Annotated in this window: 13 protein-coding genes; 3 read left to right on the top strand and 10 right to left on the bottom strand. The window is 69.6% G+C overall.

Features of this window, described 5'->3' with window-relative positions:
* The first annotated feature begins 1 nt into the window (after position 1).
* Together PV682_RS15765 and PV682_RS15760 are read left to right on the top strand one after the other, a co-directional pair.
* Positions 2-2,284 carry a (Fe-S)-binding protein gene (locus tag PV682_RS15765; RefSeq protein WP_319730126.1) on the top strand — a complete coding sequence of 761 codons (2,283 nt, stop codon included), beginning with the start codon at positions 2-4 and terminating at the stop codon, positions 2,282-2,284.
* 128 nt (positions 2,285-2,412) lie between these two features.
* Positions 2,413-3,504: a Yip1 family protein gene (locus PV682_RS15760; protein WP_319730123.1), complete on the top strand. Its 1,092-nt coding sequence runs from the start codon at positions 2,413-2,415 to the stop codon at positions 3,502-3,504.
* A gap of 85 nt (positions 3,505-3,589) precedes the next feature.
* Here PV682_RS15760 and PV682_RS15755 read toward each other — a convergent pair whose 3' ends face one another.
* Positions 3,590-4,549: a helix-turn-helix domain-containing protein gene (locus PV682_RS15755; protein ID WP_319730121.1), complete on the bottom strand. Its 960-nt coding sequence runs from the start codon at positions 4,547-4,549 to the stop codon at positions 3,590-3,592.
* A 99-nt stretch (positions 4,550-4,648) separates the two neighbouring features.
* On the opposite strand from PV682_RS15755, the gene PV682_RS15750 reads away from it, so the two are divergent.
* Positions 4,649-5,695 (top strand): saccharopine dehydrogenase family protein, encoded by a 1,047-nt coding sequence (locus PV682_RS15750; protein ID WP_319730119.1) that lies wholly within the window; start codon positions 4,649-4,651, stop codon positions 5,693-5,695.
* A 27-nt stretch (positions 5,696-5,722) separates the two neighbouring features.
* Here the strand turns inward: PV682_RS15750 and PV682_RS15745 are convergent, their stop codons facing one another.
* The 9 genes from PV682_RS15745 to PV682_RS15700 form a co-directional block, all read right to left on the bottom strand.
* On the bottom strand, positions 5,723-6,073 hold the full coding sequence (locus PV682_RS15745; protein ID WP_055722787.1) for a helix-turn-helix domain-containing protein: 351 nt from the start codon (positions 6,071-6,073) through the stop codon (positions 5,723-5,725).
* Positions 6,074-6,539: 466 nt separating this feature from the next.
* Positions 6,540-6,788 carry an SCO5918 family protein gene (locus PV682_RS15740; protein ID WP_319730116.1) on the bottom strand — a complete coding sequence of 83 codons (249 nt, stop codon included), beginning with the start codon at positions 6,786-6,788 and terminating at the stop codon, positions 6,540-6,542.
* 47 nt (positions 6,789-6,835) lie between these two features.
* Complete coding sequence (locus PV682_RS15735; RefSeq protein ID WP_319730211.1) at positions 6,836-7,060, bottom strand: CBS domain-containing protein; 225 nt, start codon at positions 7,058-7,060, stop codon at positions 6,836-6,838.
* 275 nt (positions 7,061-7,335) lie between these two features.
* Complete coding sequence (locus PV682_RS15730) at positions 7,336-8,790, bottom strand: DEAD/DEAH box helicase (RefSeq protein ID WP_319730113.1); 1,455 nt, start codon at positions 8,788-8,790, stop codon at positions 7,336-7,338.
* Between the two features lie 169 nt (positions 8,791-8,959).
* Entirely contained in the window at positions 8,960-9,163 is a 204-nt protein-coding gene (locus tag PV682_RS15725; protein WP_010351538.1) for a cold-shock protein, read from the bottom strand.
* Positions 9,164-9,903: 740 nt separating this feature from the next.
* Entirely contained in the window at positions 9,904-10,125 is a 222-nt protein-coding gene (locus PV682_RS15720; RefSeq protein ID WP_319730109.1) for a hypothetical protein, read from the bottom strand.
* 1,284 nt (positions 10,126-11,409) lie between these two features.
* On the bottom strand, positions 11,410-11,913 hold the full coding sequence (locus PV682_RS15710) for a phosphoribosyltransferase (RefSeq protein WP_055722789.1): 504 nt from the start codon (positions 11,911-11,913) through the stop codon (positions 11,410-11,412).
* Positions 11,914-11,923: 10 nt separating this feature from the next.
* Positions 11,924-12,499 carry a dCTP deaminase gene (gene dcd / locus PV682_RS15705; RefSeq protein ID WP_055722790.1) on the bottom strand — a complete coding sequence of 192 codons (576 nt, stop codon included), beginning with the start codon at positions 12,497-12,499 and terminating at the stop codon, positions 11,924-11,926.
* A 73-nt stretch (positions 12,500-12,572) separates the two neighbouring features.
* Positions 12,573-12,758 (bottom strand): hypothetical protein, encoded by a 186-nt coding sequence (locus tag PV682_RS15700; RefSeq protein ID WP_079057021.1) that lies wholly within the window; start codon positions 12,756-12,758, stop codon positions 12,573-12,575.
* Between the last annotated feature and the right edge of the window lie 238 nt (positions 12,759-12,996).

Here is a 12,996-nt window from a genome sequence, read left to right as displayed (position 1 = left end):
CATGCAACTCGCCGCGATCATCGTGTCGCTGGTCCTGATCGTGGTCGGCGTGGCCCTGTTCGCGCGCGCGCTGCTCCAGATCTACAACTTCATGCGCCTCGGCCAGAACGTGCCGGCCGGCACCCGCACCGACGAGCCCGCGCAGCGCACCCTGACCGTCGTCAGGGAGTTCCTCGGCCACACGCGGATGAACCGCTGGGGCATCGTCGGCGTCGCGCACTGGTTCGTCGCCGTCGGCTTCTTCTCGCTGCTGCTGACGATCGTCAACGCCGTCGGCCAGCTCTTCCAGGCCGACTGGCTGCTGCCGGTGATCGGCGAGTGGGCGCCGTACAACGTCTTCGTCGAGTTCATCGGCACGATGACCGTGCTCGGCATCCTGGTCCTGATCGTCGTCCGCCAGCTGAGCCGGCCGGACAAGCCGGGCCGCAAGTCCCGCTTCGCCGGGTCCAACGCCGGCCAGGCGTACTTCGTCGAGACGGTCATCCTGATCGTCGGCGTCTGCATCTTCATGCTGCACGCACTGGAGGGCGCCCAGCACCACGTCGACAGCTACGAGGCGTCGTTCTTCATCTCGTACCCGGTGGTGTCGTGGCTGGCGGGGATGGACCTCTCCACCCTCCAGAACCTCACCTACTTCTTCGCCGGCCTGAAGATCGCGACGTCCTTCATCTGGATGATCACCGTAGCTCTCAAGACCGACATGGGTGTCGCCTGGCACCGCTTCCTCGCGTTCCCGAACATCTGGTTCAAGCGCGACGCGAAGGGCGGTACGGCGCTCGGCGCGCTGCTGCCGATGACGTCCGGCGGGAAGCCGATCGACTTCACCGACCCGGGCGACGACGACGTGTTCGGCGTCTCGCAGGTCGAGCAGTTCTCGTGGAAGGGCCTGCTGGACTTCTCCACCTGCACCGAGTGCGGTCGCTGCCAGTCGCAGTGCCCCGCCTGGAACACCGGCAAGCCGCTCTCCCCCAAGCTGCTGATCATGTCGCTGCGCGACCACGCGCACGCCAAGGCGCCGTACCTGCTCGCGGGCGGCGGCAAGACGGCGGAGGGCGAGGAGAAGGCGTCCGAGGAGCAGCTCGCGTCGGTGCCCGCCGCCGCGCTCGCGGAGGCCGAGCGCCCGCTGATCGGGACCGTTGAAGAGAACGGCGTCATCGACCCGGACGTCCTGTGGTCCTGCACCACCTGCGGTGCCTGTGTCGAGCAGTGCCCGGTGGACATCGAGCACGTCGACCACATCGTCGACATGCGCCGCTACCAGGTGATGATCGAGTCGGCCTTCCCCTCCGAGGCGGGCACGATGCTCAAGAACCTGGAGAAGAAGGGCAACCCCTGGGGGCTCGCCAAGAAGCAGCGCCTGGAGTGGCTGAAGGAGCTGGACTTCGAGGTCCCGGTCGTCGGCAAGGACATCGAGGACCTCTCCGAGGTCGAGTACCTGTACTGGGTCGGCTGCGCGGGCTCCCTGGAGGACCGCGCGAAGAAGACGACCAAGGCCTTCGCCGAGCTGCTGCACATCGCGGGCGTCAAGTTCGCGATCATGGGCGGCGACGAGAAGTGCACGGGCGACTCGGCGCGGCGCCTCGGCAACGAGCCGCTGTTCCAGGAGCTCGGCATGGAGAACGTCATGGCGCTCAACATGGCGTTCGGCGAGGAGATGGACGACGACGGCAAGGTCACGCCGGAGTCGAAGAAGCCGAAGTCCGCGAAGAAGATCGTCGCGACCTGCCCGCACTGCCTCAACACCATCGGCAACGAGTACCCGCAGCTCGGCGGCGACTACGAGGTCGTCCACCACACGCAGCTGCTGCAACTCCTCGTCGACGAGGGCAAGTTGGTGCCGGTGACGCCGGTCGAGGGGATCATCACGTACCACGACCCCTGCTACCTCGGGCGGCACAACAAGATCTACACGCCGCCGCGCGAGATCATCGCGAACGTCCCCGGGCTGCGCAACGAGGAGATGCACCGGCACAAGGAACGCGGCTTCTGCTGCGGTGCCGGTGGCGCGCGGATGTGGATGGAGGAGCGGATCGGCAAGCGCATCAACAACGAGCGCGTCGACGAGGCTCTTTCCCTGAACCCCGACATCGTCTCGACCGCCTGCCCCTTCTGCCTCGTCATGCTGACCGACTCGGTCAACGGCAAGAAGAACGAGGGCAAGGCGAAGGAGTCCATCACGGTCGTGGACGTCGCCCAGCTGCTCCTCGAATCCGTGAAGACGCCGGTCGATCCGGCGGGGGACGCGGAGACGGAGAACGCGCCGGAGCCGGAGCCGGTGAAGTAGCTCTGAAGCAGTAGTACGGGTACGGGGTCGCCCCTCGCCTCCTTGAGTGGAGGTGGGGGGCGTTCCTGTGCGGTCGAGCGCGCCTCGTACTTGAGGCGTACGGGTACTAGGGGTATGCCCCCTACGGGATGTCACAGGTCGGCCGCAATGGGGTCCGGTATCCGTCCGCTCACCCTCCTCACTCTCCGGGACCAGGTACGTTCGAAGGCGTGGCTGGATTCAGGATCGGACGCGGCGGCCGGGACGACCGCGCCCCGCAAGCGCGACCGCAACACCCCCCGCACGGGCAGCAGGGACCGTCGTACGGCACCCAGGGCCCCACGTACGGGCAGGGTGCACCCTCCTACGGCCAGGGCGGCCCGTCCTACGGGTATCCGCCGCAGCCGTCGTACCCGCAGCAGCGGCCGTACGGCGGGCCCGGTGGCGGCGGGCAGGGCGGCGGGAGAGGCGGCTCGGAGGAGCCGGAGTACTTCGGCGGCGGGGCCGGCGGGGGGTACCCCCAGGGTCCCGGACAGGGGCCGGGGCAGGCGCCGGGGCACGGTCAGCCGCAGGGCGCCCCGTACGACCCGTACGCCGCGAACAACCCCGGGCACACGCAGGCGTTCTCGGTCGACGAGCACCAGCAGTACAACCAGGGCGGGACGTACCACGCGGGCTCCGCGCCGGCCGGTCCGGTCGGGCCCCGGCTGCCCTGGAAGGAACTGCTGAAGGGCATCGTCACCGCCCCGAACCAGACCTTCCTCGTCATGCGGGACTACACGATGTGGGTCCCGGCCCTCATCGTCACCTTCCTCTACGGCCTGCTCGCCGTCTTCGGCTTCGACGGGGCGCGCAAGGACGCGATCGACGCGACGCTCGCGAACGCGATCCCGATCGTCCTGACGACGGCCGTCGCCATGGTGATCTCGTCCTTCGTCCTCGGCGTCGTCACCCATACGCTGGCCCGCCAGCTCGGCGGCGACGGTGCCTGGCAGCCGACGGTCGGCCTCTCCATGCTGATCATGTCCCTCACGGACGCGCCCCGCCTGATCGTCGCGATGTTCTTCGGCGGCGACGCGTCCTTCGTCCAACTCCTCGGCTGGGCGACCTGGATCGCCGCGGGCGCGCTGCTCACCCTGATGGTGAGCAAGTCCCACGACCTGCCGTGGCCGAAGGCGCTGGGCGCGTCGGCGATCCAGCTGGTGGCGCTGCTGTCGATCGTGAAGCTGGGCACGTTCTGAGGGATGCCCCCGAGGTACTAGGGGTATGACAGGGCCCGGCGTCGTCGCGACGCCGGGCCCTTCGTGGTCGTACCCGGGTAGTACCTCAGGCGTCCGCGTCGGTGCGGTGTGAGCGGAAGGTGCGGCGGTAGGTGTCCGGGGGTACGCCGACCGTGCGGTTGAAGTGCCGGCGCAGCGTCGTGGCGGTGCCCATGCCGGTGGCCGTCGCGATGACGTCGACGACGTCGTCGGTGGTCTCCAGCAACTCCTGGGCGCGGCGGATCCGTTGGGTCAGCAGCCACTGCAACGGGGTGGTGCCGGTCGCCGCCCTGAACCGGCGGCCCAGCTGGCGCGAGCTCATCCCGGCCTGCCGGGCCAGGTCCTCCACGGTGAGGGGTTCGCCGAGGCGTTCGATCGCCCAGGGGATCAGCGCGCCGAGCGGATGGTCGTCCCGTGCGGGCACCGGAGCGGCCACGAACTGCGCCTGGCCGCCCGCCCGGTGCGGCGGCACGACCAGGCGGCGGGCGACGGCGTTGGCGACGGACGCGCCGTGGTCGAGCCGGACCAGGTGCAGGCACAGGTCCAGCGCGGCGGCCTTGCCCGCGGAGGTGAGCACGCTGCCGTTGTCCACGTAGAGCACGTCCGGATCGACCTCCACCCGTGGGTGGAGAGCGGCCAGGGCGTCCGTGTGCGCCCAGTGCGTGGTCGCCCGTCTGCCGTCGAGCAGGCCGGCGGCGGCCAGCACGAAGGCGCCCGTGCACAGGGAGGCCACGCGCGCGCCCGCCTCGTGGGCCGTACGCACCGCGCGGACGAGTTCGGCGGGCGGCTCCTCCTCGGTGTCCGCCCAGCCGGGGACGATCACGGTGTCGGCGTACCGGAGCCGGTCGAGCCCCTGGTCGGGCTCCAGCCGGAACCGGCCGAGCCGCACGGCGTCCGACCCGCACACCTCGACGTCGTACCAGGGCACGGTCACGCCGGCCGGGGCGGCGCCGAACACCTCGTACGCCAGGGACAGTTCGAAGTGCAGCATCCCCTTGGTGACGGCCAGCGCGACGACGGTACCCATGTCCGAAAGTGTACGGGGCACGTCGTTCCGGACACTCACGCGGAGGCCGCCCGCCTCGCCAGGATGGTCGTACCAGATCGAGCGAGCACGAGGGGAACCATGGGACCGGGACAGACGGTGACGGTGTTCGGCGCGTACGGGCACACCGGACGCTTCGTGGTGGCGCGGCTGCGGGAGCGCGGGTTCGTCCCGGTCCTCTCCGGCCGCGACGCCGGCAAGCTGCGGGCGCTGGCGGCGTCCGGCCCGGGCCTTGAGGTCCGGCCCGCGTCGGTCGACGACCCCGCCTCGCTCGACCGCGCCCTGGCCGGCGCCGACGCCGTGATCAACTGCGCCGGGCCCTTCGCGGTGACCGCCGCGCCGGTGATCGAGGCGGCCCTGCGCGCCGGGATCCCGTACGTCGACGTGGCGGCCGAGATCGAGGCGAACCTCGACACGTTCACCCACTTCGCGGACCGCGCCCGCGCGGCGGGCGTCGCGGTCGTCCCCGCGATGGCCTTCTACGGCGGCCTCGGCGACCTGCTGGCCACCGCCGCGATGGGCGACTGGACGGCGGCCGACGAGGCGGACATCGCGTACGGGCTGAGCAGTTGGCACCCCACCCCCGGGACGCGCGCCGCGGGCGCGGTCTCCGGCGAGCGCCGGGGCGGCCGGCGGGTCCGCTACACAGGCGGGCGCCTGGAGTACCACGACGACGCGCCGACCCTCCTGAAGTGGCCCTTCCCCGACCCGATGGGCCCCCGGGAGGTCGTCGCGGAGTTCACGATGGCCGACGTGGTCACCGTCCCCCGTCACCTCGCCATCCCCGAGGTGCGCACCCACATGGCGAGCGAAGCGGCCAGGGACCTCTCCGCCCCGGACACCCCGGCGCCGACCGCGGCCGACGCGGAGGGGCGGTCCGGCCAAACCTTCCTCGTCGACGCCGTCGTACGCTCCGGCAGCACCGAACGGCGCGCCGTGGCGAGCGGCAGGGACATCTACGCGGTCAGCGCGCCGCTCGCGGTGGAGGCGGTCCACCGCATCCTCACCGGCCGGACCCGCACGGTCGGTGTCGCCTCCGCCGGCGAAGCCTTCGACGCGCCCGACTTCCTGCGCGCGCTGTCCCCGCACATCACCTTCGAACCGCACCGGGAGCAGACCGCGCGGTGAGCGGTCGTACGGCGGGGTCGTACGCGGTCAGCCCGGACCGGGACCGGAGGTGTCGGACGCCGCGTTCGCGGCACGGCGGTACTCGGCGTTGATCCGTTGGGCTTCCTCCAGCTGGTCCTCAAGGATGACGATGCGGCAAGCGGCGTCGATCGGGGTTCCTCTGTCGACCAGTTCGCGGGCGCGAGCGGCGATCCGCAGCTGGTAGCGGGAGTACCGGCGATGTCCGCCCTCCGAGCGCAGCGGAGTGATCAGCCGGGCCTCACCGATGGCCCGGAGGAACGCGGGGGTGGTGCCGAGCATTTCGGCGGCCCGGCCCATGGTGTACGCGGGGTAGTCGTCGTCGTCCAGACGATCGCCGAGCGGATTATCTGCTGCCATGTCACCTCGTTGTGCAACGCGTCGAGGGGCCCTGGTGCCGTACGGCACCAGGGCCCCGAGGGGAATTCAACACCATCTGCCGGCCCTCGTACCGCGCCGGCCTTCTGTTTCCGCTTCCCGGCCCGGCAAGGGGAGGGGTGCGGGGATCGCGACTCCGGGCGATCCTGATGGCGTCTGCTCCTCCGTTCTTCCTCTGAACCAATTACTGGGTGAAGGGGTACTGCTACCCGGCAGTTCATGTCTGCCGGGTCTCTCTCGACCGTGTCTACGAGAAGAAGACTAGCCACACCAGGAGCCAATGTCTACTGCGACAAGAGCAGATTTTGGTATCCAGAGATCACAGGCATCCTGGATCCCGCAGCATCGGGTGGAAGAAGTGCGGGGGCGGTGGCGATACGACGGTGAGGGCCCTGCCGACGCGCGTCGGCAGGGCCCTCACTGGGCTTCTGGTGGCGGGGTCTTCACCTCACCAGGCGGGCTCGGGCTGCTCGTGGCAGGTGAAGCCGAGGCGGGTCATGGCCCGGACGACCTCGGCGCCGCTGAAGTCGCGGCGGTCCTGCCGGGTGACGACCTGGCCCACCTGCTCGACCGGGTAGCGGCGGCGGCCGATGGTCACGGACTCACCCGTGACGAGCTCGGGTGTGACGCCCTTCATCGAGGCCAGCACCCCGCTCTTGGTCAGCTCGAACGGGTACCGGGCGATGACACAGCGCATGTTGCCTCACAGGTGAAGAGGGGGACGAGCTGATCGGGCGAGGTGGGTCAGCGGGCGTGGACGAGGACGTCCCGCAGCCGGAGCCGGTCCGTGTAGGCGGGGCTGTCGCGGAGGACGGCGAGCCGGGCCCGGGTGATCAGGCCCGTACTCTGCTCGTCCCCGTCGCACAGGACGAGGTGATCGACACGGGCACCGGCCATGAGGGACAGAGCCACCTCGACGGTCATGTCGTCACAGACCCGAGGCCCGGACGAGGCCCTGCCGTCGACCACGGCCTCGCGGGAGGGAACATCGTGCTGCGTCCGGACCGGCGTCAAGGTGCCTCCTACGGGAAAGGGGTGGGCCTGTGATGTGCGCGGCGGGCTGCGTCGGGTGAGGGCGGCGGGCCGGCGATGTGCGGGGGCGGGGCGGCGATGTGCTGGGCGGGCCCGTGCCGGGCGGGGGTGGCGGGCCTGTGTTGTGGGGGCGCGGGTCGCCCATCGCACGGCCCGGCAGCAGGTCCGCGGGCCCGCGCCGCGTGAAAGGCCGGCCCGCGGCCGGCGCAGCTCTAGGCAGCCGAGCCGAACCCGGTCCGCCGCCGCGCCCCGCGGGGCACCGCTTCGCCGCCGGGCCGGCCGCCCTGACCCCGGCGCCCACGACGACCCCGGGACGAGGAGGACGCGCCGCGCGGTCGTTCCACCTCCGGCGCGGCGATGACGACCGGGACACCGGAAGGGGCCTGCGCACCGGTGATCCGACTCAACTCCGCCTCGCCCGACCGCACTTGGGCGAACCGAGGGGTGATGCCCGCCGAAGCCATCAGCCGGCTCACCTCGCGACGCTGGTCACGGGTCACCAGGGTGACGACACTGCCGGACTCGCCGGCCCGCGCCGTACGACCACCGCGGTGCAGGTAGTCCTTGTGGTCGGTGGGCGGATCGACGTTGACGACCAGGTCGAGGTTGTCGACGTGGATCCCGCGCGCCGCGACGTTCGTCGCCACCAGCACCGTCACATGCCCGCTCTTGAACTGGGCCAGCGTCCGCGTGCGCTGCGGCTGGGACTTGCCGCCGTGCAGTGCCGCGGCACGGACACCGCTGCTCAGCAGGTGCCTGGTCAGCCGGTCCACCGCGTGCTTGGTGTCGAGGAACATGATCACCCGGCCGTCCCGGGCCGCGATCTCGGTGGTCGTCCGGTGCTTGTCCTCGTCGCGCACATGGAGGACGTGGTGCTCCATCGTGGTGACCGCGCCCGCCGACGGGTCGACGGAGTGGACGACCGGGTCGTGCAGGTAGTTCCGCACCAGCCGGTCGACGTTGCGGTCCAGGGTGGCCGAGAAGAGCATCCGCTGCCCGTCGGGACGTACCTGGTCGAGCAGGGCGGTGACCTGGGGCATGAAGCCCATGTCGGCCATCTGGTCGGCCTCGTCGAGGACCGTGACGGCGACCTCGTCCAGTCGGCAGTCGCCCCGGTCGATGAGGTCCTTGAGCCGCCCGGGCGTCGCGACGACCACCTCGGCCCCGGCCCGCAGCGCACCGGCCTGCCTGCCGATGGACATCCCGCCGACGACGGTGGTCAGCCGCAGGCTCACGGACCGGGCGTACGGCGCGAGCGCGTCGGCGACCTGCTGGGCCAGCTCACGGGTGGGCACGAGGACGAGCGCGAGCGGCTGCCGCGGCTCGGCGCGCCGCCCCGCCGTACGGGCCAGCACGGCGAGGCCGAAAGCGAGCGTCTTGCCCGAGCCGGTACGGCCCCGGCCGAGTACGTCACGACCGGCCAGGGAGTTCGGCAGGGTCGCCGCCTGGATCGGGAACGGTACGGTCACGCCCTCGTGGCCCAGCGTGGCCAACAGCCGCGCGGGCATGGCGAGTTCGGCGAACGCCTCGACGGCGGGGAGCGCCGGCGTGACCGTCTTCGGCGGCGCGAACTCGCCCTGTACGGCCTGCCGGTTTCCGTGAGCCCTGGACCGGTGCGGAACACCGGAGCGGCCACGGGTACGCGTGGTTGTGCGCGTGCGATTCATGCGGAACCTTCCTTGATGCGGCGCGTATCAAGGAATTCCCGCAGCAGGTGAGCGGCGCGGAGAATTGCGAGAACGAGCCAGTACGACAGGGGATGCGCCCTGAAATGCAGCGAGCTGGGGCCCGCACCCCAAGGTGCGGGCCCCAGCTGCGAAGAATGCGTGCCGGAGGTCAGGCGGGAACGATGTTCTCGGCCGTCGGGCCCTTCTGGCCCTGCGCGATGTCGAACGACACCTTCTGGCCTTCCAGCAGCTCACGGAAGCCCTGGGCGGCGATGTTCGAGTAGTGGGCGAAGACGTCGGGGCCGCCGCCGTCCTGCTCGATGAAGCCGAAGCCCTTTTCCGCGTTGAACCACTTCACGGTGCCAGTAGACATATCTATTCTCCTTCGGAGACGGTGTCAGGAATTCACCCTGCGTGAACTCCGTGTCGCCGTGCTGATTAACCCGTCGGGAATAAACCTTCTGGCAACCACACCTGCAACTGAGATCGACAGTAGCACGGTCCGATCGGCCCTGAAAGGTCAATAATTCCGATCCGGCCGACGATCGAGGAATAATCGCCGCGCCCCGCAGCTATTTCTCATTCCACGGGAACAGATATTGCTCGCTGCGAGCGTGCCCCTTTCTGTCCCGCGTATCCGCCCACAGCCCTGTGACCTCCTCCGACGGCCTGTTCACCGCGGCCACCGCCGCCGGCGGCCGGCACAGCGGCGAGCGCCTCGGCCGCGTTGAAGGTCACATCCTTCGCACAGGGCGTGCGTGGGGACGACTCCAGGTCTCGTCCGAACGGCCGCGAACGGAGCTGAACGAGACGGAACCGGAGACGACCCGCGGCCGGCTGCCGAAGTCACCGTCGTTCGTGGAGCTAAGCCGCCTTGCGGCGCGCCGCACGCATGCCCGAGGCGGGATCCTGCGCATCGTCGAGCAGGAAGACCTCGTCTCCCTCGAAGTCCGGGGCCTGGAAGGGGTTTGTCGTCGGAGGAGGCGACGCCGCGGTGGAGCAGCGGGGTTGCCTTTCCGGAGCGGAGAACAGCGACGTTGAATCGATGAGAGGTCTCTCTTTCGTTACAGGTCCCCGATGGGGCCTGGCGTGCCGCGACCGGGCACGGTGGTCCTACAGTTTGGTCATCTTGGCGTACGGGCTCAAGATCCGCATTTGCGTCGAGCCGAAATCCACCAGCACCGCGATACGGTCCTCGACGCTGATGACCCGGCCGAGGCCGTACACGTCATGGGTGACCTGATCGCCCTCGGCGAAGTGCTTGGGAGCCGGTGTGCCCGGGGCCTTGAAGGGGCTGGTGGGCAAGTGACGCTTCGGTGCAGCGGGCTTTGTCATGACTCAGTATGCGCCTACATGCGTCCCGCTCCCTGTGGTCGTCGGCACAGATCCGCACGAGAGCAACCGCGTCGCGGCACTGACCTGCGGTTTCGAGACGTGGCGAGGCGAAAAGCAGCCGCAGACTCCTTCTCCGGCCGTGGCTGATCTCTGCGTTCGGCACGGTCGGGGCACAAACCTCAGCCACCGACAGCCGGCCACGCCGACCTATCAGGCACACGCGTGCCCCGCTGCCTGCGGATCGACAGCCGCGGCTTGGCGGCGGTTGGATCTGCTGATCGCCTGCTCGCACCGTCTCATTCGGAACGATCGAGCTACGCCCGGTGCGGCGTTGCCTCCGCCCCAGCCGTATGAGGACGACCGCTGCCATCGCCGTGAAGGCGGCCGGCTGGAGATGTTCACTCGGCGAGTCGACGCCGGCAAGATCACAGCGGGTGGGCCACCTCACGACGGTTCAACCATGTCAAGCGGGTTGGGGCGCATACGCGTTGCCCTCCACGTGCTTTCCACCTGTGGTGGTGGGCTGAGTGACAGCGTGCAGGAGAGCCGCTCGCGGCTGCGGGGCAGGCCGACGTATTTCCAGAGCTTGGCCTGGTCGCCGTGCACGTTCGCGGTCGAGCATGCGGAGACCCCTGGCATGACGCTCGTGGTCACCACTGACCAGCCGCATCCGAGTAACTGGTTCGGCCGCGAGGCCACGCCTGTACTGCCGTCCAGCGTTGCCCAGGCCATTCACCTTGCTCTTCGAGAGGGTTGGACTCCCACGGCCCCGGGGTCCCCACTCCACCTCGACCAGTCCGCCGGCTTCACGCCTTCCCCCTGAACGAGCCAGAGAGAAGGCTGACGCTTGTGCCTCAGCCACGCTGTCGGGATGTGTTCGTGGACCGGGCAAGCCGCGACGGCCGAAGCGGCTGGGACGACGTTGTCACGCAGTGAGGAACTCCCTGTTCCCTCTGCGTGGAGTGCCTCGCTCGTCGTCGCCGACCCGCGCCCGCACGATCAGAACCAGCAGCGCGAGGAACCCGATCACAACGCCCTTTGTGACAGCTCGCGCAGTTCGAAACGCCTTCTCCGCTGACGCGCATCAGCCGGCTTCCACGCGAGCGCCTGTGGGCCGATCCTGGCCCCGACAGGTGCGCGCGGGGCGCAGCAGGGGCGTCCGGGCCGCTGTGGCGGCTCTGGGAAGCGGGTGGCAACGACGAGAGCCCGAGTCGTCGGGCCGCAATGTGGTCGGTCGCGCGGAAGCCCCAACTCGCAGAGAGGGCCAAGGGCTGTGACCTGTTCCTATGCGTCCAGGACGGTGGTGTGATGCCGGACCACCGGCGGCTCCACGGACCACGGGAAATTGATCCAGACCGAGTCGTCCGTGCGCTTCCAGACGTAGTCGCACTTCACGAGGGAGTGGGACTTCTCGTAGATGACGGCGCTGCGGACCTCGGCGACCGTGTCGAGGCAGAAGTCGTGGACGAGTTTGAGGGTCTTGCCGGTGTCGGCGACGTCGTCCGTGATCAGGACCTTCTTGTCGGAGAAGTCGATGACGTTCGGGACCGGGGCCAGCATGACCGGCATGTCGAGGGTCGTGCCCACGCCGGTGTAGAACTCGACGTTCACCAGGTGGATGTTCTTGCAGTCGAGCGCGTACGCCAGACCGCCGGCGACGAAGACACCGCCGCGGGCGATGGACAGGACGATGTCCGGCTCGTACCCGTCGTCGGCGATGGTCTGCGCGAGTTCGCGGACGGCGGCGCCGAAACGGTCGTAGGTGAGGTTCTCTCGTACGTCGGTCATGCCGCCCGCCTCATACCTGGGTGCGATGGAAGTTACGGAAGGAGCGCGAGGCGGTCGGGCCGCGCTGTCCCTGGTAGCGGGAGCCGTACCGCTCGCTGCCGTACGGGAACTCGGCGGGTGAGCTGAGGCGGAACATGCACAGCTGGCCGATCTTCATGCCCGGCCACAGCTTGATGGGGAGCGTGGCGAGGTTGGAGAGTTCGAGGGTGACGTGGCCGCTGAAACCGGGGTCGATGAAACCCGCGGTGGAGTGGGTGACGAGGCCGAGGCGGCCGAGGGAGGACTTGCCCTCCAGGCGGGAGGCCAGGTCGTCCGGGAGGCTGATCACCTCGTAGGTGGAGGCGAGGACGAACTCCCCCGGGTGGAGGATGAACGGCTCGTCACCCTCAGGTTCTACGAGCCTCGTCAGGTCCGCCTGTTCGACCGAGGGGTCGATGTGGGGGTAGCGGTGATTCTCGAACACCCGGAAGAACCGGTCGAGTCGTACGTCGATGCTGGACGGCTGCACCATGGATTCGTCGTAGGGATCGATCCGTACCCGTCCGGCGTCGATCTCGGCCCGGATGTCCTTGTCTGAGAGAAGCACGTCCCGAGGATACGCAAGACGCGCGGAGTCGCCCCAATCGGACGGCTCCACGCGTCGGGGTACTACCCGGGTACTACCTCTGAGCTACCCGCTTCTGCGCTACCGGCTTCTGTCCCGTGACCGGTACCGCGCTGCGCAGCCGCGCGCAGCGGGGACATCGGACGAGCCGGCCGGGGCCGAGCCGGTCGGCCTGCTGCATCGGGAACGAAGCGGTGCTGAACACGTGCCCATCGGCACATCGGACGACGGTGCGCTCCATCAAGTCCTGGAATCCCTTCCCCAAGAACCGCGTCACCTCTGGCGGGGTGCCGTGACGACGGGCGTCACATTACGGGATGAAAGGGACGAGCCTCCAGGCGGCGCTCCGCGCTCCTCAGCTCCTCTTCCGGGCCTCCACCGTACGCCCCAACTCCCTTGCCACGCACCCGGATCCGCCGCCCTCACCACCCCTCCACCACCCCACCTCCGACACCGGCCTCCCCCGATGAGGTAGAGTG

Origin of the sequence: Streptomyces niveiscabiei (genome assembly GCF_033794345.1) — a bacterium.
In the GTDB taxonomy this organism is placed as follows: Bacteria; Actinomycetota; Actinomycetes; order Streptomycetales; family Streptomycetaceae; genus Streptomyces; species Streptomyces niveiscabiei.
The sequence above is the reverse complement of the archived record's forward strand: the minus strand, read 5'-3'. Positions and strand labels throughout refer to the sequence as shown.